Annotated in this window: 16 protein-coding genes; 12 read left to right on the plus strand and 4 right to left on the minus strand. The window is 30.3% G+C overall.

Features of this window, described 5'->3' with window-relative positions:
• Positions 1-9: 9 nt before the first annotated feature.
• The 8 genes from hisC to hisIE all read left to right on the plus strand — a co-directional run bounded on the left by hisC (position 10) and on the right by hisIE (position 8,863).
• The gene (gene hisC, locus RSC72_RS01245; RefSeq protein WP_332543452.1) at positions 10-1,077 is read left to right on the plus strand and encodes a histidinol-phosphate transaminase; all 1,068 of its coding nucleotides are present in this window, start codon (positions 10-12) and stop codon (positions 1,075-1,077) included.
• 130 nt (positions 1,078-1,207) lie between these two features.
• Positions 1,208-1,564 (plus strand): four helix bundle protein, encoded by a 357-nt coding sequence (locus tag RSC72_RS01250; protein ID WP_332543451.1) that lies wholly within the window; start codon positions 1,208-1,210, stop codon positions 1,562-1,564.
• A gap of 38 nt (positions 1,565-1,602) precedes the next feature.
• Positions 1,603-2,736, plus strand: a complete 1,134-nt coding sequence (hisB, locus tag RSC72_RS01255; protein ID WP_332543450.1) for a bifunctional histidinol-phosphatase/imidazoleglycerol-phosphate dehydratase HisB — start codon at positions 1,603-1,605, stop codon at positions 2,734-2,736.
• 102 nt (positions 2,737-2,838) lie between these two features.
• A complete protein-coding gene (gene hisH / locus RSC72_RS01260) occupies positions 2,839-3,417 on the plus strand; it encodes an imidazole glycerol phosphate synthase subunit HisH (protein ID WP_332543449.1) in 579 nt (192 codons plus the stop codon).
• Positions 3,418-3,433: 16 nt separating this feature from the next.
• The gene (locus RSC72_RS01265) at positions 3,434-6,553 is read left to right on the plus strand and encodes a S41 family peptidase (RefSeq protein ID WP_332543448.1); all 3,120 of its coding nucleotides are present in this window, start codon (positions 3,434-3,436) and stop codon (positions 6,551-6,553) included.
• Between the two features lie 93 nt (positions 6,554-6,646).
• Complete coding sequence (gene hisA, locus RSC72_RS01270; protein ID WP_332543446.1) at positions 6,647-7,363, plus strand: 1-(5-phosphoribosyl)-5-[(5-phosphoribosylamino)methylideneamino]imidazole-4-carboxamide isomerase; 717 nt, start codon at positions 6,647-6,649, stop codon at positions 7,361-7,363.
• A gap of 139 nt (positions 7,364-7,502) precedes the next feature.
• The gene (gene hisF, locus RSC72_RS01275; RefSeq protein WP_332543445.1) at positions 7,503-8,255 is read left to right on the plus strand and encodes an imidazole glycerol phosphate synthase subunit HisF; all 753 of its coding nucleotides are present in this window, start codon (positions 7,503-7,505) and stop codon (positions 8,253-8,255) included.
• Complete coding sequence (hisIE, locus tag RSC72_RS01280) at positions 8,252-8,863, plus strand: bifunctional phosphoribosyl-AMP cyclohydrolase/phosphoribosyl-ATP diphosphatase HisIE (RefSeq protein ID WP_332543444.1); 612 nt, start codon at positions 8,252-8,254, stop codon at positions 8,861-8,863. Before hisF ends, hisIE begins: the two co-directional genes overlap by 4 nt.
• Positions 8,864-8,884: 21 nt before the next feature.
• Here hisIE and RSC72_RS01285 read toward each other — a convergent pair whose 3' ends face one another.
• Together RSC72_RS01285 and RSC72_RS01290 are read right to left on the minus strand one after the other, a co-directional pair.
• The gene (locus tag RSC72_RS01285; protein WP_332543443.1) at positions 8,885-9,499 is read right to left on the minus strand and encodes a DUF417 family protein; all 615 of its coding nucleotides are present in this window, start codon (positions 9,497-9,499) and stop codon (positions 8,885-8,887) included.
• Between the two features lie 79 nt (positions 9,500-9,578).
• On the minus strand, positions 9,579-10,403 hold the full coding sequence (locus RSC72_RS01290) for a helix-turn-helix domain-containing protein (protein WP_332543442.1): 825 nt from the start codon (positions 10,401-10,403) through the stop codon (positions 9,579-9,581).
• Positions 10,404-10,741: 338 nt separating this feature from the next.
• On the opposite strand from RSC72_RS01290, the gene RSC72_RS01295 reads away from it, so the two are divergent.
• From RSC72_RS01295 to RSC72_RS01310, 4 genes are read left to right on the plus strand one after another with little or no spacing between them, the layout of a single operon-like run.
• Positions 10,742-12,217, plus strand: coding sequence for an ankyrin repeat domain-containing protein (locus RSC72_RS01295; protein ID WP_332543440.1), 1,476 nt, complete (start codon positions 10,742-10,744; stop codon positions 12,215-12,217).
• Between the two features lie 32 nt (positions 12,218-12,249).
• Positions 12,250-12,735, plus strand: a complete 486-nt coding sequence (locus RSC72_RS01300; RefSeq protein ID WP_332543439.1) for a DUF2271 domain-containing protein — start codon at positions 12,250-12,252, stop codon at positions 12,733-12,735.
• Between the two features lie 16 nt (positions 12,736-12,751).
• Positions 12,752-14,950, plus strand: a complete 2,199-nt coding sequence (locus tag RSC72_RS01305) for a PepSY domain-containing protein (protein ID WP_332543437.1) — start codon at positions 12,752-12,754, stop codon at positions 14,948-14,950.
• Between the two features lie 30 nt (positions 14,951-14,980).
• Complete coding sequence (locus tag RSC72_RS01310) at positions 14,981-15,982, plus strand: FAD:protein FMN transferase (RefSeq protein WP_332543435.1); 1,002 nt, start codon at positions 14,981-14,983, stop codon at positions 15,980-15,982.
• Between the two features lie 284 nt (positions 15,983-16,266).
• Here the strand turns inward: RSC72_RS01310 and RSC72_RS01315 are convergent, their stop codons facing one another.
• Together RSC72_RS01315 and RSC72_RS01320 are read right to left on the minus strand one after the other, a co-directional pair.
• Positions 16,267-17,844, minus strand: coding sequence for a S41 family peptidase (locus RSC72_RS01315; protein ID WP_332543434.1), 1,578 nt, complete (start codon positions 17,842-17,844; stop codon positions 16,267-16,269).
• Complete coding sequence (locus tag RSC72_RS01320) at positions 17,845-19,467, minus strand: S41 family peptidase (RefSeq protein ID WP_332543433.1); 1,623 nt, start codon at positions 19,465-19,467, stop codon at positions 17,845-17,847.
• Between the last annotated feature and the right edge of the window lie 39 nt (positions 19,468-19,506).

A 19,506-nucleotide genomic window follows, 5' to 3' on the forward strand; every position in this document is an offset into this window, starting at 1 on the left:
TTAAAAACAATGAACCAATTCAACATAAACAACATCATTCGTCCCAACGTAAAAGCCATGAAAGCGTATTCTTCGGCGCGTGACGAATTTCAGGAAATAAATGACGATTTCGTTTTCTTAGATGCGAACGAGAATCCGTTCAACAATGGACTAAATCGTTATCCTGATCCTTTGCAACGCAATGTGAAAACAATTTTAAGTGAAATCAAAAACTTTCCTACGAATCAAATTTTATTAGGAAATGGAAGTGACGAAGTGTTAGATTTAATTTTCAGAGCATTTTGCGAACCGAATCAAGATAATGTAATTGCAATTTCTCCATCGTACGGAATGTACAGTGTTTTAGCTAATTTAAATGCGATAGAATACCGTAAATCTTTATTAAACGAAAAAGATTTTCAACCAAATATTGACGATATTTTCGAGAAAGTAGATGATAATACAAAAATGATTTTCTTGTGTTCTCCAAATAATCCAACAGGAGAAATTATTAAGCGAGATTCGATTTTAGAAATCGTCAATCGTTTCAATGGTTTGGTAATTATTGATGAGGCTTATATTGATTTCGCAAATGAAACTTCTTGGATGCAAGAAATCCAAAATTATCCGAATGTAATTGTCACTCAAACTTTATCAAAAGCGGTTGGTTTGGCAGGAATTCGTTTGGGAATTTTATATGCTTCACAAGAAATTGTAGACGTTTTAAACAAAATAAAACCACCTTATAATATCAATCAATTAACACAATTAAAAGCAATTGAAATTTTAAGCAATTATAATAAAGTGATTGATGCTACAAAGTTAATTATTCAACAAAAAAATGTTTTAGAAAAGGCTTTAACAGAAATTTCTTTCGTTAAAAAAATCTACCCAAGCGATGCTAATTTTATTTTAATAAAGGTTGATAATGCAGACGAACGCTACAATCAACTGGTAGAAAAAGGAATTATTATTCGTAATCGCACAAAAGATGATTTATGCGAAAATTGTCTAAGAATAACTGTGGGAACGGAAGAGGAAAACGGGAAACTTATTGAGATTCTTAAGTTGTTAAGTGTTTATGTTGGCAAGTTTTAAAATTTATAGTTAATTATGTTGATGGGGTGGAACTAAATCCAAATATTTTAAAACTGAAAAACTTACTAACTGATTAACTTAAAAACTTATTGCTTAACTTAAGAACTATTAACCTTAAAACCTAGAAAATATGGGATTAGTCTATGATTTAAATTTATGGAAAATAGCACATCAACTTGTTTTGGAAGTATATAAAATGGTTGAAAAATACCCAAAAGCAGAAATTTTTGCATTATCGAATCAAATGAAACGTTGTGCAATTTCTGTACCCGCAAATATTGTAGAAGGTTATAAAAAACAAACGAAGACTCATCAAATCCATTTTTATAACATTTCAGACACCTCATTAGAGGAGTTAAAATATTACTTTTTACTCTCTAAAGATTTGAAATATATAACAGAGGATGAATATAAAATATTAATTAGCAAAAGTGAAGAGGTTGGGAAAATGATTGCAGGTTACATTAAACATATAAAAAACAAATAACTTAAAAACTTCATCACATAAAAACAGAAGAACTTATTATGAAAAAACTACTATTCATAGACCGCGACGGAACCATGATTTTGGAGCCTGCGGATTACCAAGTCGATAGCTTTTCTAAATTAGAATTTTATCCAGAAGCGTTTAATTATTTAGGTAAAATTGCAAAAGAATTGGATTACGAATTGGCGATGGTGACCAATCAAGATGGTTTGGGAACACCTGCAAATCCTGAAGAATTATTCTGGCCGATTCAGAATTTTGTGGTGAAAGCTTTCGAAAACGAAGGAGTAAAATTCACAGATATTTACATCGACAAAACATTTGCACACGAAAATGCACCAACACGTAAACCTGGAACTGCTTTATTGACGAAATATATCAACAATCCTGAATATGATTTAATCAATTCTTTTGTGATTGGTGATCGAATTACCGATGTTAAATTAGCTCAAAATTTAGGTTCAAAAGGAATTTTTATTGCGAATGATGAATCTTTGGGAGCTAACGAAATCACCGATGACGAAGATTTGAATGATGCGATTGCTTTGAAAACAACTTCTTGGAAAGATATTTATGAGTTTTTAAAATTGCAAAATCGCACTGCTTCAATTATTCGAAATACAAACGAAACGAAAATTAAAATCAACCTAAATCTTGACGGAACAGGAAAGTCTGACATCTCTACAGGTTTACACTTTTTCGATCATATGTTAGATCAAATTGCGCGTCACGGACAAATGGATTTAGTGATAAAAGTTGATGGTGATTTGGAAGTTGACGAACACCACACGATAGAAGATACGGCGATTGCCTTAGGTGAAGTTTTTGCACAAGCTTTAGGAAATAAATTGAGTATCGAGCGTTACGGATTTACGTTACCAATGGACGATTGTTTAGCGCAAGCTGCGATTGATTTTGGTGGAAGAAATTGGTTAGTTTGGGAAGCAGATTTTCAGCGTGAAATGATTGGTCAAATGCCAACAGAAATGTTTTATCATTTCTTCAAATCGTTTACTGATGGTGCAAAAGCGAACTTAAACATCAAAGCAGAAGGCACAAATGAGCATCACAAAATAGAAGCTATTTTCAAAGCATTTGCAAAAGCTATAAAAGTTGCCGTAAAACGTGATCCAGAAAAAATGATATTACCGTCGACGAAAGGAATGCTGTAGTAGTTTTTAAGTTGGACAGTTTTTAAAGTGTTTAAGTTTATGTTTTAGCCTAAAAACTTAACAACATAAACACTTCATAACTTAATCACAAAAAATAAAATAATGATAGCAATAATAAAATACAATGCAGGAAATGCGAAATCAGTGTATAATGCGGTAACTCGTTTGGGTTTTGAAGCAATAATTACAGATGATTTTAAAACCTTACAAAATGCAGATAAAGTAATTTTTCCAGGAGTTGGAGAAGCAAGTTCTGCAATGGCTTATCTGAAAGAAAAAGGTTTAGATGAAGTAATCCGAAACTTAAAACAACCAACTTTAGGTATTTGTTTAGGACAACAATTGATGTGTCAATATTCGGAAGAAGGAAATACAGATTGTTTAGGAATTTTTCCTGTTAAAGTGAAATTATTTCCATCAACGGAGATTGTTCCACACATGGGTTGGAATACGATTTACGATTTGAAAACGTCGTTATTTAATAAAACTGAAAAAGATTCGGACATCTATTATGTTCATAGTTTTTATTGCGAAAATTCTGAATATACGATTGCCAAAACGGATTATATTTTAGAATATTCAGCCGCATTACATAAAGACAACTTTTACGCAACACAATTTCACCCAGAAAAATCTGCTGGAATTGGCGAACAAATATTGAAAAACTTCCTAAGTTTATAGAAACTAATACTCACACATGAAAAAAATATTTTTTACTCTACTCAGTGCATTTACAATTTGTCAACTTTCTGCGCAAGAAAAAGTATATTTTACCTCTACACCTTCTTTAAGTCCTGATGGAAAAATCGCTTATTTTAGCTACGATGGAGATATTTGGAAAGTAAATTCTGTTGGTGGAAACGCATCTCGTATTACAGCATTAGAAGGCGAAGAAATAAATCCTCGTATTTCTCCAGATGGTAAATGGCTTGCGTTTAGTTCAAATCAATATGGTAATTATGATATTTATCTTTTACCTGTTGATGGTGGACAAATTAAACAATTAACATTTCACCAAGCAAAAGATGAAATGGAAAGTTGGAGTTGGGATAGTAAAACTATTTATTACACGTCTAATCAAAACAATAATTTTGGAAGTTTTAAAATTGACATCAATGGTAAAACTTCTCAACCATTATTTACAAATTATTTTAACACAACAAATGGTTTAGTAGAAACACCAACAGGCGAATTTATATTTACAAACTCTACAGAAAGTGCTGGACAAACGACAAGAAAACGTTACAAAGGAGAAAATAATCCAGATTTATTAGCATATAATCCAAAGACGAATTCCTTTAAACAATATACTGATTATAACGGAAAAGATTTTAGTCCAAGTGTAGATAAAAATGGTACTATCTATTTTATTTCAGATGAAAACAATGGCGAATACAATCTTTATAAAATTGAAAATGGTAAAAAAGAAGCGTTAACAAAGTTCGATACTTCAATCAAAAAACCATTTGTTTCTGCTGATGGATCTAAAGTTATTTTCGAGAAAGATTATCAATTATTTATTTATGATAATACAACTAAGTCTACAACTCCTATTTTAATCAATGTAAATACAAACAAAATTTTATCAAAAGAACAAAGTTTTGAAATAGAAAATACAATTTCCTATTTTGATGTTTCTCCTGATGGTAAAAAAATGGCATTTATTAGTCGAGGAATTATTTTTGTTTCTGATAATGAAGGTAAATTTATTAATCAAATAACAAATGGAAACGAGCGTGTTTTAGAAGTAAAATGGTTAAAAGACAATAAAAATTTAGTTTATAATCAAACATATAATGGTTATCAAAACTGGTTTAAAATTTCGGCAGATGGAAAAGGAAAAAGTGAACAATTAACTTCTGACACCAAAAATAACCGCGACATTACATTCAATAATGATTTTACCCAAGCGGTTTATTTGAGCGGTCGTGATGAAGTAAGATTATTAGATTTAAAATCATTAAAATCTTCAACCATTGTAACAGATGAAATTTGGGCATTTCAGAATTCAAAACCGTCTTTTTCTCCCAATGGAGAATATGTTTTATTTTCAGCTAAACGAAATTTCGAATTAGATATTTTTATTCATCATATCAAAAAAAATCAAACTGTAAATCTTACCAAAACGGGTGTTTCCGAAGCAGATCCTACTTGGTCTCCAGACGGAAAATACATCTATTTTTCAAGCGATAGAAAAAATCCTTCATATCCTTTGGGAATGCAAGAATCAAGTGTTTACCGCGCTTCTTTAGATTGGTTCGATCAAGCTTATAAATCAGAGAAATTCGATAATTTATTTGTCGAAGAAAAAAAGGTTGAGAAGAAAGAGAAAAAAGAAGAAAAGAACGATTTTAAAGCATTAACTGTTAATCCTGAAGGATTCTTGGAACGAATCGAGTTAGTGACAGATCGTTTTGGATATCAAACCAATCCTTTTGTTTTTGAGGATGATAAAAAGCAATTTTTATTCTATAACACCAATCAAGAAAATGGTAAATTTCAGTTATACAGAAAGACAACCGCTGATTTTGAAGAAGAAAAAACAGATAAAATATTTAATAAAGGCGCTAATTTTATTCTAAAAAATGAGAAAAATCTTTTCGCTTTGATTGATAATTCTATCTACAAATTTGGTGTTAATTCTACAAATCCAGAAAAAATCAATTTAAAATATTCGTTCAATAAAAACTTGGCTTCAGAATTTAATCAAATGTACGATGAAGCTTGGGCTGGAGTAGAAGAAAATTTTTATGATGAAAATTTTCATGGTATAGATTGGAAAGCGAAAAAAGAACAATACGCAACTTATTTACCTTATGTTAATAGCAGAAATGATTTGCGTGTTTTACTAAATGATCTTTTAGGAGAGTTAAATTCTTCGCATTTAGGATTTTCATCAACAGGAAAAGAGGAAACAAAATTACTAAACTATTTCACGAACGAAACTGGAATTATTTTCAAAAATAGCGAACCTTATATTGTTGATAAAATCACACGAAAATCTCCTGCTTTTCTAAAAAATATAGACATAAAACCTGGTGATGAGTTGATTTCTGTAAATGGTCAAAAAATTGATCAATCAAATAATCGTGAATTGTATTTTACAACTCCTAAAAAAGTTGAAGAATTAATAGTAGAGTTTAACCGTGATGGAAAAACAATCTTAACAAAACTTCATCCTATTTCTAATAATGAACAAAAAAATCTATTGTATGACGAGTGGATTTTCGAAAACAAACAGCGAGTTAATCAGTTAAGTAACAATAGAATTGCGTATTCCTACATGAAAAATATGTCTACAAGCGAATTAGACGTTTTTTTATTGGATATGGTAGAGCAGGAACATCAAAAAGATGGAGTTATTTTAGATTTACGCTTTAATACTGGAGGAAATGTTCATGATAAAGTCTTGAACTTTTTGGCGCAACGACCTTATCTAAAATGGAAATATCGTGAAGGTCAATTAACTGTTCAACCAAATTTTGCACCAGCCGCAAAGCCAATTGTTTTACTAATTAACGAATATTCTTTGAGTGATGCAGAAATGACCGCAGAAGGTTTTAAAGCTTTAAAATTAGGAAAAATAATAGGACAAGAAACTTACCGTTGGATTATTTTCACATCTGCAAAAGGACTTGTAGATGGCTCATCATACAGACTTCCTTCTTGGGGAACATATAGTTTAGATGGGAAGAATTTAGAAAAAACAGGAGTTGCTCCAGATATTTATATTAAAAATACATTTATGGATCGATTAGAAAATAAAGATCCACAACTGGAAAGAGCTGTTCAAGAAATAATGAAAGAATTAAAATAGCGATAAAGTTCTTAAGTTTTTAGGTGTTTTAGTTATATAGATACTCATTAACATAAACACTTAAAAACTTATCAACTTAGAAACAGAAGAACAATGAGAATCATCCCAGCAATAGATATTATCGACGGAAAATGCGTCAGATTATCGCAAGGCGATTACGATACAAAAAAAATATACAACGAAAATCCGTTGGAGGTTGCAAAAGAATTTGAAGATCACGGAATCGAATATTTGCATTTGGTGGATTTAGATGGAGCGAAATCAAAGCAAATCATCAATTATAAAATCTTAGAATTACTCACTTCTAAAACTAATCTTAAAGTTGATTTTGGTGGTGGAATTAAGGCCGATGATGATATTAGAATTGCTTTTGAATGTGGTGCAAATCAAATTACAGGTGGAAGTATCGCGGTACAAAATCCAACTATTTTTGAAGAATGGATTTCTCAATACGGAAGTGAAAAAATTATTTTGGGTGCTGATGCAAAAGACCGTAAAATTGCAACTCACGGTTGGTTAGAAACTTCAGAATTGGACGTCATTGATTTTATAAAAGAATATAAAGCCAAAGGAATTGATTATGTTATTTGTACAGATATTGCGAAAGATGGTATGTTACAAGGAACTTCGAACGAATTGTATGCAGAAGTTTTAGCTGCTGCGGATGTTAAATTAATTGCTTCGGGTGGCGTTTCTTCCATCGATGATTTAATTAAAGTGAAAGAATTAGGTTGCGAAGGCGCAATTCTTGGAAAAGCGATTTATGAAGGAAGAATTCAGTTGAAAGATCTTTCTAAGTTATTCAGTTAGTGGTTAGGTTGGTATGTGGTTAAGTTAATAATTATTTACCATTTAAATCATCTTTAAACTTCAACACTAAAAAACATAATTAATACGCAACTATATAACTTTCTTACTTAAAAACAGAATAACATAAACACATAACTACTTGTTAAAAAAAAGAATCATTCCGTGTCTCGACATCAAAGATGGAAGAACGGTAAAAGGAATTAATTTCGAAGGATTACGCGATGCTGGAGATCCAGTGGAATTAGCGAAAAAATATGTAGAAGAAGGCGCTGACGAATTGGTGTTTTTGGATATTACAGCAACTTTAGAAAAGCGTAAAACATTAGCAGAAATGGTCGAAAAAATTGCTTCGGCGATTAATATTCCATTTACGGTTGGTGGCGGAATAAATTCTGTAGAAGACGCTTCAGCAGTGATACAAGCAGGTGCAGACAAAGTTTCTGTAAATTCTTCTGCTGTAAAAAATCCACAATTAATCACAGATTTAGCAGCTCAATTTGGCTCGCAATGTGTGGTGGTTGCTGTTGACACAAGAGATGTAAACGGAACGCATAAAGTTTTTGTAAGCGGTGGAAAAATTGAAACCGAATGGGAAACATTAGATTGGGTAAAAAAAGTAGAAGAATTGGGTGCTGGCGAAATTTTATTAACATCAATGGATGGTGATGGAACAAAAGCTGGTTTCAAAATTGATATTACAAAAGCTGTTGCCGAAAGCGTAAATTTACCTGTAATCGCTTCTGGAGGAGCTGGAAAAATGGACGACTTTACCGAAGTTTTTACTCAAACAAAAGCAAGTGGCGGATTGGCTGCAAGTATTTTTCACTTTGGGGAAATTCCGATTCCAACGCTCAAAAATTATTTAAAACAACAAAATATTCCGATACGATGAAAATCGATTTCAATAAATCTGATGACGGATTAGTTCCCGTTATCATTCAGAATCACCTTAACAATCAGGTTTTGATGTTAGGTTATATGAACGAAGAAGCTTTTGTAAAAACGCAAGAATTAGGGAAAGTAACTTTTTATTCGCGTTCAAAAAACAGATTATGGACAAAAGGCGAAGAATCTGGAAATTTTTTAGAAGTAAAAAACATTGCAATAGATTGCGATAGCGACACCATTTTGGTTAAAGCAAAACCTTACGGACCAACTTGCCACACGGGTTCTATAACATGTTTTACAGAAATTTCTAATCATGGATTTGTCTATGAATTGGAGCAAACAATTCATGATAGAATAGATTTGGATAATGATCCCGATTCGTATACAAATAAATTGTACAAACGCGGAATTAATAAAATTGCTCAAAAAGTTGGCGAAGAAGCCATAGAAATTGTGATTGAAGCAAAAGACAATAATGACGATTTATTTTTGGGCGAAGCTGCAGATTTGATGTATCATTATTTAATCTTGCTAAAAGCGAAAGGCTTTAAATTAGAAGATGTAGAAAATGTCTTAAAATCGAGAGAAAATGGACCAAGACGTGAAGAATAAATACACAAAAGACGAATAATTTTAGTTATTCGTCTTTTGTTTTAAAATAGTTTTAGCACTTTCCGATGCGATAACTAAACCTCCAGCTAACATAATTATATCTTTTATAACCAATCTTCCTGCTGCCGAAAGATACGGGAATCCAAAATGAGGTGTCGGAAAATCTCCTCCCAAATTCGGTACAAAAGTTTCTGGTGTTGTTATCAAAAACGAAAGAGTTACAAGTGACATTCCAAATGTTAAAAATCCTCCAAAAAATCCAATTTTAGGAAACCAAATTCCTAATAAAACTAAAATTCCGATTCCTACAATTACAATTCCCAATCCGTAAGAAAATATATAAGTACCATTACTTTTGTGCCATTCTATATTCTTCAAAACTGTTTTTCCTTCCGGATTTTTATATTGCGTATACTCTGCTACCGTTTTACCTTCTTCATTCGTCAGTGTATTTTGACTATTATTATAGAAAAAACTCATCACAGGACTATTGCTTACAAAGGCAACAATTCCATCAGCTTCATACGGAAACGCTTTTAAGCCTCCAATCCAAGCCATCACAATGAAAATTGAAATTCGAAGTATATTGATAAATTGTTTTTGTGAATCTGCGAAAAATTGAATTATTTTATTCATTCTAAATCTTTTTAAATAATTCTCAAAATTAAGAAGAGATAATCGCCTGTGGAATGGATAAAAAAGGTTATTGCATAGATTATTTTGCCACAATAGAAATTCCTACTTTTTCACGAAAAACTTTTGGAGAAACATTAACATGATTTTTAAAATAACGGCTAAAATAAAATTCATCATCAAAACCCAATTCGTTGGCAATTTCTTTAATGCTTTTATACGTCAAGTGTAATCGTTTTTTAGCTTCTAGAATCATTCGTTCTTGAATTAATTTTGAAGGTGTTTTCCCAAATTTCTTTTTGATTTTTTTACTAAACACATCAATTGATAAAGCATAATAATCGGCATAAAAAGCAACTGATTTATTTTGGATAAAATTTGCGTCAAGCACTTCTTTAAAATCAGAAATTTCTGGTGAAATAGAATCCATTTCATCTATTTCTAATGAATTAATTTGTTTCTCTTTACTACACAATGCTAAAATTAATTGCAAGTAGGTTTTTATAATTGATTGATTATAACTTTCGGTCGTATTTTCTAACTTTTTGATGTTAAAAATTGCTTGAATAATATCTTCAAATACCGAATCCGAAACAGGAACAAAGGGTTCTGCATAAATATTATTGAACAAAATTCCATTACAAGCCACTTCCTTTTTATGATACTCTATACAATAATAATCTCCATGAAATTGCAATAAATACAATGATTCAAATTCTGCGTTTTGCCATTGTAACACTTGATAAGGTGTTAAAAAAATAATGTTTTTCCCACTACATTCATACAAATTAGTATCAATAGAAAACGATGTTCTTCCTTCTAAAACTAAAATAGAATAGTGTGGATTATTTATTGTTTTTAATTCGGAAAACGTCTTGAATTGTTCAGTTTTTATAAGGAAGTCCAATGGATTTTATTATTTCTATGTTCTGCTAAAATACAAAAAACGAGCTATTTAAATTGAATTAATAAAATGATGTTTTTGCGTTAGGGATTGTAGTGAAAATCCTTTGAAACGAAGTTGAGAAGATTGTAACGAAAAGCCCGACCGAAGGGAACGCCCAAAAAAGCCACGTAAAATAATTTGTCAACATACTAATAACTACATGATTATTCAATTTTAAGATGAAATTTCTCAGTTTTGGTTAAAAAATCTGTAGAAAGTCATTTTTTTGATAAAAAAATTCTACTTTTGAACACTAATTAAATTTAGTCTAAATAATAATTCTATATACTCAATTCGATATGAAAAGAATATTTTTTACAATGTTGTTATTGTCTTCTTTCTTAAAAGCACAAGATAATTCGATGCTAAACGCTAATTTCTGGAAATCTAAACCAGATGTTACGGCTATTAAAGCAGAAGTGTCAAAAGGAAATAATCCTGCACAAGCAAATGGTGGAAATCATGATATTGTGAGTATGGCAATTAACAATGAAGCTCCTTTGGAAACGATAAAATATTTGATCGATCAACCAGGAAACAGTGTTGACAAACTAACTCATGACGGGCGTTTGTATATCCATTGGGCTGCGAGTAGAGGAAATGTAGAATTGATAAATTATTTAATTTCAAAAGGTACCGAAATTGATAGAACAGATGACAAAGGCGCTACACCATTAGCTTTTGCTGCAAGTAACGGACAAATAAATCCAGCAGTTTATGAAGCTTTTTTTAAGGCAGGAATCAATCCAAAACAAAAATATACAAACGGTGCTACTATTTTACTTTTAGCAATTCCGAATGATACAGAGTTTAAATTAACTGATTATTTAACAACAAAAGGTTTATCATTAAAAGATACTGATGAATTAGGAAAAACAGCTTTTGATTACGCTGCTCGTAACGGAAACGTTGAATTCCTGAAAAAAATAATTGAAAAAAGTATTAAACCTACTGGTAATGCATTAATCATTGCTTCTCAGGGTACACGTTCTACTACAAATGGTTTGTCAACCTATAAATATTTGGTAGAAGATTTAAAATTGAAAGCAAATTCGGTTGGTGAAAACGGCGAAAATGTTTTACATAATCTTGTTAAGAAAAAAGATCAAACAGAAAATATCAACTATTTTATTGCAAAAGGAGTTGATGTAAATGCAACGGATAAAGACGGAAATAATGCATTTATGAATGCTTCTGGTTCTAAAAATTTAGATGCAGTACAGTTAACTCTTCCAAAGGTTAAAAATATAAATGCAGCAAACTCTAAAGGAGAAACGGCTTTGATGATGGCTGTTCATAATGGTTCGCCAGAAATTATTTCTTTTTTAATAGAAAATGGTGCAAAAACAGACATCAAAACGAAAGAAGGAAATTTGGGTTACTATTTAGTTCAGTCGTATAAAACGCCTCGTCCAGGTGAAAAAAATGAAGAGTTTAAACAAAAGTTAGATATACTAACTAAAAATGGATTCAATTTTGCTACACCACAACCAGACGGAAGTTCATTGTATAGTGTTGCTGTAAGCAAAAATGATATTAATTTATTTAACTTATTAAATGGTTTAAAAATTGATGTTAATGCTGCCAATTCAGAAGGAACAACTGCTTTGCACAAAGCTGCTTTGATGGCTAAAGATGATGTAATCTTAAAACATTTGGTAAGTTTAGGTGCTAATAAAAAAGCAAAAACTGAGTTTGATGAAACAGCTTATGATTTAGCTTCTGAAAATGAATCATTAAAAGAAAACAAAATATCAATCGATTTTTTAAAATAAAAAAAACGATATAAAATCTATATTTATACAAAATGAAATCTTTTTTTAAAATAACATTTACCGCGCTTTTCATGTTCGGATTAGCACTTACTGCATCTGCACAAAGTGTAAAATATAAATGCATGTTACAAATGACAAATTACAAAGGTTTAGAAGCCTATGTAGTGGTTTCTCTTATAGACCCAAAAGGTAATTACGAAAAAACATTGTACATGATGGGACCAGACAAACAATGGTATAACGGTTTCAAACAATGGGATAAATTCAATAAAAAGAAAAAAGAAAAATTGAATGGAATCACTGGTGCTTCTGTAGCTGCTGGTGATCGTAGCATCACAACTTTTGCTATAGATGCAACTAAAATGAACAAAGGTTACAAATTACGTTTCGAATCGGCTGTAGAAGATGGACAATATCATGTAAACGACATCGAAATTCCTCTTACAACTGCTGGTATTACTCAAAAAGTTGAAGGTACTGGTTATATCCGTTACGTAAAATTAAATAAAGCACAATAAGAACTAAATTATAATCATGACCTTATCGGTTTGGCGCTATGCGCATTTAGCATTAGCAATAATTTCATTTCTATTTCTCACAATGGCTTCTATTACAGGAGTCATTTTGGCTATTGACCCAGTTGTAGAAAAAACTCAACCTTATAAAGTAGACAATTTTGATGCAATAACTTTAGCTCAATCATTGCCCGAACTTAGAAAAATTTATCCAGAATTGGTTGAATTAAGTGTTAATCACAATCAATTTGTAACATTAGAAGGCTTTGATGCAGACGGAAATGATTTTAAACAATTTGTAAATCCAATAACAGGAAAAGCATTAGGAACTCCAAAAGAAAAAAGTGAATTTATTCAGTGGATTACCTCGCTTCACCGTTCATTATTTTTACACGAAACAGGTCGTTTTATTGTCGGAATAATATCTTTTTTACTATTATTGATTTCAGTTTCTGGAACAATATTAATCATAAAAAGACAACAAGGAATTCGTCATTTTTTTGCTAAGATTAATAAAGATTATTTTGCACAATATTTTCATGTTGTAACAGGAAGAATTTTATTAATTCCAATATTAATTATTTCATTAACTGGAACATATCTATTTATGATTCGTTTTGAAATAATTCCGAATAAAGAAATTGAAGCTCAAGAAATTTCATCTTCTGCAAACGAAAATTCAAAACAAATTGAACTAAAAGATTTTCCAATTTTCAAATCAACATTATTGGCTGATGTTGATAAAATAGAATTTCCATTTGATTCTGAAGATCCAGAAGAATTTTATAAAATAAAACTAAAAGACCGCGAATTAACTGTAAATCAATTGACAGGAAAAGTAGAAAATGAAACCATTTATCCAACTTCAAAAGTTCTCGAAAATCTTAGTTTAAATCTACACACTGGGCGTACAAATATGCTTTGGGCAGTTATTTTGGGAATTGCGTCCCTTAATATTTTGTTTTTTATTTATTCAGGATTTGCAATTACATTAAAACGAAAAGCAACAAAAATTAAGAATAAATATAAAGCTGAAGATGCTGAAACAATTATTTTAGTTGGTTCCGAAAATGGCTCTACGCTTACGTTTGCTAATAAAATTCATCAACAATTTTTAGATGCTGGAGAAAAATCATTTTTGACAGAACTTAATCAATATAAAACTTTTCCGAAAGCAAAAAAACTCATCATTTTCACTTCAACTTATGGTTTGGGTGATGCGCCTACAAATGCAAAAAATTTCGAGAAATTAATCAATAAAATACCTCAAGAACAAACTATAAATTATTCTGTAATTGGTTTTGGATCTAAAGCTTACGAGGATTATTGCGCCTTTGCTATTAGAATTGATGAAATTTTAGCGAACCAAAATTGGACAAATCGTTTGGTAGAAATCAAAACTGTTAATGATAGATCGCCAGAGGATTTCACAGATTGGGTTAACTCATTTAACGAAAAATCTGAAATAAAACTTGCGACAACGTCTGCTTTATATTCAGAAAAAACGCCAAAACTAAAAAATTTAAAAGTTGTTGAAAAAACTAATCTTAAAGAAAATGATAAAACTTTTTCTTTAAAAATTTCAACAAATCAAAAGTTCCAATCAGGAGATTTAATCGCTGTTTATCCAGAAAATGATCACCGAGAAAGACTTTATTCTATTGGTAAAGTTGACAACAAAATTCAGTTAATTGTTAAGTTACATGAGTTTGGTTTAGGTTCTCAATTCTTAAATAATTTGTCAATTAATTCGACTTTAAAAGCAAAAATTGTTCATAATTCGACCTTTCATTTTCCTAAAAAGTCAAAAAAGGTTGTGATGATTGCGAACGGAACAGGAATTGCGCCATTTTTAGGAATGATTGATGAGAACTCTAAAAAGATTGAAACGCACTTATATTGCGGATTTAGGCATAATAATGACACGACAAAATCTTATGCTGAATTTACTGAAAAGCAAATTGAACGAAATCATTTATCAAAATTCAATATTGCTTTTTCGAGAGAAGAAAATTCTGAATATGTGATGGATTTAGTCAAAAAAGATGCAAATTTATTTGTTGAAACATTACAAAACGGAGGAACAATTATGATTTGTGGCGCTTTGGCAATGCAACATGATGTAGAAAAAATTTTGGAAATAATTTGTCAAGAACATCTAAATAAATCCTTTGATGAATTCAAAACGAATGGTCAATTATTAACAGATTGTTATTAGGATAATTCATTAATTTGAAAATGTGATAATTTGGAAATTCTAAAAAAAATACTCCCTTTTATAGTATTTGTAGCTCTGATTTACGCTAATGCTCAAACGGTTGGAGTTAGAGATACAATTTTGATGGGAAGTAAATTCAAAATTACGCTTGTTGATAAAGATTCTATTTCTACGGAAAAAAATATCAATAAAGCAATTGATGAAATTATACGAATCGAAAAACTAATCTCTGATTGGAAACCAGATTCACAGGTTTCACAAGTCAATCAAAATGCAGGAATTAAACCAATTAAAGTTGATAAAGAAGTTTTTGAGTTGACAAAAAGAGCAATTTATTTCTCTGAAATCACAAATGGAGGATTCGATATTAGCTTTGCTGCAATGGACAAAATCTGGAAATTTGATGGCTCTATAGAAATTCTTCCGACACAAGAAGAAATCAATAAAGCAATTGCTAAAATTGGTTATAAAAACATTGTTTTAGATGAAAAAAACTCAACTATTTTCTTGAAACTCTCTGGAATGAAAATTGGTTTTGGATCAATTGGAAAAGGATATGCTGCTCAAAAAACCAGAAATTTCATGCAAAATTTGGGTATAGAAGCTGGAATTATAGATGCTTCGGGCGATATGACAACTTGGGGAAATCAGCCTGATAATTCTCTTTGGAAAATTGGTATAATCAACCCGTTTAAACGTTATAAAACGGCTGATATTTTAACGATGAAAAATGGCGCCGTTACAACTTCTGGAGATTACGAAAAATTTATATTAATTGACGGTAAACGATATTCACACATCATCAATCCGAAAACTGGTTATCCCGTAACTGGCTTAACAAGCGTTACTGTAATTGGTCCGGATGCTGAAATGTGTAACGGCTATAGCACGTCTATAATGGTTTTAGGTAAAGAAAAAGGATTAGAATTAATTCATAAAAATCCTGATTATGGCGCTATGTTAATTACTGATTCGGGTAAAATTATTCGATCAAAAAATTATAAAAAAATTAAACAAAGTTTGAAGAAATAAACTTTATTTTTTTATTGAAATATTCTTCTTCGACAAGCTCAGAATGACAATCGAATATTTTTTATTGAATTTATTTAAGAATTACATAAAGTTATGAAAAGATGCTGTCACATTGAGCTTGTCGAAATGTAAACTATTCTTCGAAAGACTCAGAATGCTAAGAGAAAATCCTATTATAACAAACATCAAAAAGCGTTAGGGATAGGAGTGAAAATCCTTTTTTGTAGACACAGTGTCTACAAAAAAGATTGTAATGGATAGCCCGCCCGAACGCCCAAATAATTTTATTTCTCTAAAATTTTATTGTATTGCTCGTTTGCATTGGAAATATCTTTCAAAATCCAACTTAATTCGGGATCAAAATTCTTTATTTTAGTGGTTAAATTTTGCTTAATTTCTTTATTAGGATACACTCCTCGCCCCTTTTCTTCGCGCATTTCTATTGGAGAAAGATAGACAGTACCTACCGAAAAATGGAGCTTTGTATGTGGCATTTTAAACTTAGGCATCAATCCAGCAACTGTTCCATTGAAATCTCCGCCCGTTTCCTCTCCAACAAAATATGCTCTATTTTTTATTTGTAAATTGGACGCAATAAGGCTTGAAGCAGAATAAGAACCTCCGTTTATCAACACATATAAGTTGCCTTTGTAGACTAAATTTTCATCGATTTTGACAAAAGAAAATGGCATTTTTAACTCATATTCTTCGTTATCCATTTTTGAAGTTGAGAAAAAAGTATAACCAGAACCCAGCCATAATAAAGGATATGTAGGAATTGGGAAAAGATTGTACAACGATTTACCAAAAGAGGTTTTATTCGCGACAATTTTTTTACCTAAAAAAGGTTTCGAATCTTCAACCAAATAACTATATAAGTAATGCGCATCTTTTATATAACCACCACCATTATTTCTAATGTCTAAAATAAGATTGTCTACGTGATGATTTTTTATGTCAGAAAAGATTTCTTTATGTAGCTCTTTCGTTTTACCTTTTCGGAAATCATTTATTCTGAGAACAGCAATTGTGCTGTCATTTGTAGGAAAACTTAAATCTTTAGAATATGATTTTGATGAACGACTATAGCCATAACGCTTCTGTTTTAGACGAATTTTACGTTGTTCTTGCTTTACAACTTTTGTTAAAACAGTATCTTTTTTATCTTGTTGTGATGTCTTAATTTTAGGAAATGTACGGTATGATTTTTTGCGAACAATATTATTCCCCATCAAAAAGGTAAGCTCTACAGAATCTTTAACACCTTCATCTAACGTTATGAAATTAAGAAAAGTACGGTTAAAATAATTGTCTGAAAACGTATTATTGTTGCCATCGCCATAAATACTTTGTTTGTACTTATTGTAAAGCTCTTTCGTAGAATAATTATCTATAGCCAACAATGCTGAACCTGAAACGATTGGATTTGTTTTTGAATAATCTTTGACTAAAAAAACTGAATCATTTTGCCAAAAAAAAATATAATTATTAAAAGCAGATTTAGATTCTTCGTACTTCTTTTTTTGTTTTTTTTCTAATCGTTTATTTAACGGATAAACATCAGTATGTCCATGTTTTAAACTTCTGAAAATCGGAAAAAATTTAATATAAAAATCATTCGGTTTAAGTGGTTTATCAATTGTTTTTTTGAAACTATCAAATTTAAAATCTATTTCTTTTTGGGATGTATATAAATCTAATTTCGGATGATAACGTTTCAATTTTTTATACGTAAAATCAACATCTTTCTTTAAATCTGATACAGCAATAACTTTATCAACATGTGCATTGTACTGCTTTACAGAGGTACAACTACATATTAATCCGATCACAAATAAAAAAAGAATTGATTTTATTTTCATTTATTTTTTTGATTTTATATCATTCAAAATCCAGTCTAATTGTGGATCTTTTTTATTCAAAATATCGTCAAAAGTCATACTAATTGGAATATTAGGCATAACTCCACGTCCTATTAATTCACGTGAAGTGTTTGGTTTAAAATCAATCAAACCATATAATAACTTTAATTTTGAATTTTTTAATTCATAAATTTTCATACTTCCTGCGACGGTTCCATTATAATCACCACCTGTTTCTTCACCAACAAAAATTGCTTTTCCTTCGTTTTGCAAAGCAGAAGAAATGACACTTGTTGCCGAATAAGATGAACCATTTGTTAGGACATATAAATTACCTTTATACTTATTTGGCTGTTCGATATAATCCTTTTTATTCGTCGATCTATAAAAATAACCATCTTCCGCTTTATGTGTTTTCAATAAAGTTTTAGTATACGTATAAAGTGAATATGGTAACGTAATTGTATTTCCTACTATACCAAATTGATTAAAATAATTTTTTACTAAAGAAAATCTCGAATTTATTTTCATTTCATCTGCCATAACGGTTTGTTTTCCTTCTCTTGAAGTCAAAAAAGAGTATAAATAATTAATATCTTTCGCATAGCCGCCACCATTATTACGAATATCAAGAATTAGATTTTTAACATTCAATTTTTGAATTGAATCAAATACAAATGGATAAGCTTCTTTACCATGACTGATTGAAAACGACTTGATATTTAAAATAACAGTTGTAGAATCTTCTTTATTTGGGAAAATTAATTCGCGCTGATAATCATTTTTACTTTTATTATAAACAAAATATTTTTTGATATCAGATTTATGTTTTTCTAACTCTTTTTTGCGTTTTTTATCTTCTTTAGATAATTTTATTTTAGCAACTTTTTCTACCTTTTTTTCTGGAATTGAATCATTTTTTACACTTTTAATCGATTTTTTGTCTTTTTTCTTAGAAAATTCTCTTTTCATAGTTTGAGTAAAAACAGTGTTATTTTTTGTGAAAGTAATATCGACAGAATCTACAAGTCCAATCTGATTATTAAGAAAACGTAAATAACCACCAGCATACATGTATTTATCTCCAGTCGAAATATATCCATCACCTTTTCTATAATCTTGATACTGTTTATAAAAATCGTTAAACGAAACTCCATTAATTGCTAAAACTTCTGTATTAACAACTAATGTCGTGTCTTTTGAATAATTTCTATTTAAATATAAATGATTATCAAATGATTTTAATTCTATTAGATTTAGAAGTCCTTTTGAGTTTTTGTATTTTTTCTTCTCTTCTTTCGTCGGGCGTTTACTCAGCGCAAAAACAACTGTATGTCCATGTCCAAAACTTGAAACAACTTTAGATAATTCTCGTTGAAAATCGTTCGGTTTCATTGGGTTTTGAAGTGATTTACTAAAACTATCTAATCTATTTGTAATAATCTTTTTTGAGTGATACATGTCTATATTAACATGTTTTGTCAACAATTGCTTTTTTGCAACGTCTACATCTTTTCGTAAATCGTCTACAGAAATAGCTTTATCTATATGTGCATTATACTTCTCAACAGAAACACAAGATGATATTATAAGAATAATAAAAAATGTAAAAAAAAATTTCATAGTTAATAGTTTGGTTATAGACGGTATAATTTAAGAAAA

The organism is Algoriella sp. (assembly GCF_036647415.1).
Taxonomy (GTDB): domain Bacteria; phylum Bacteroidota; class Bacteroidia; order Flavobacteriales; family Weeksellaceae; genus Empedobacter.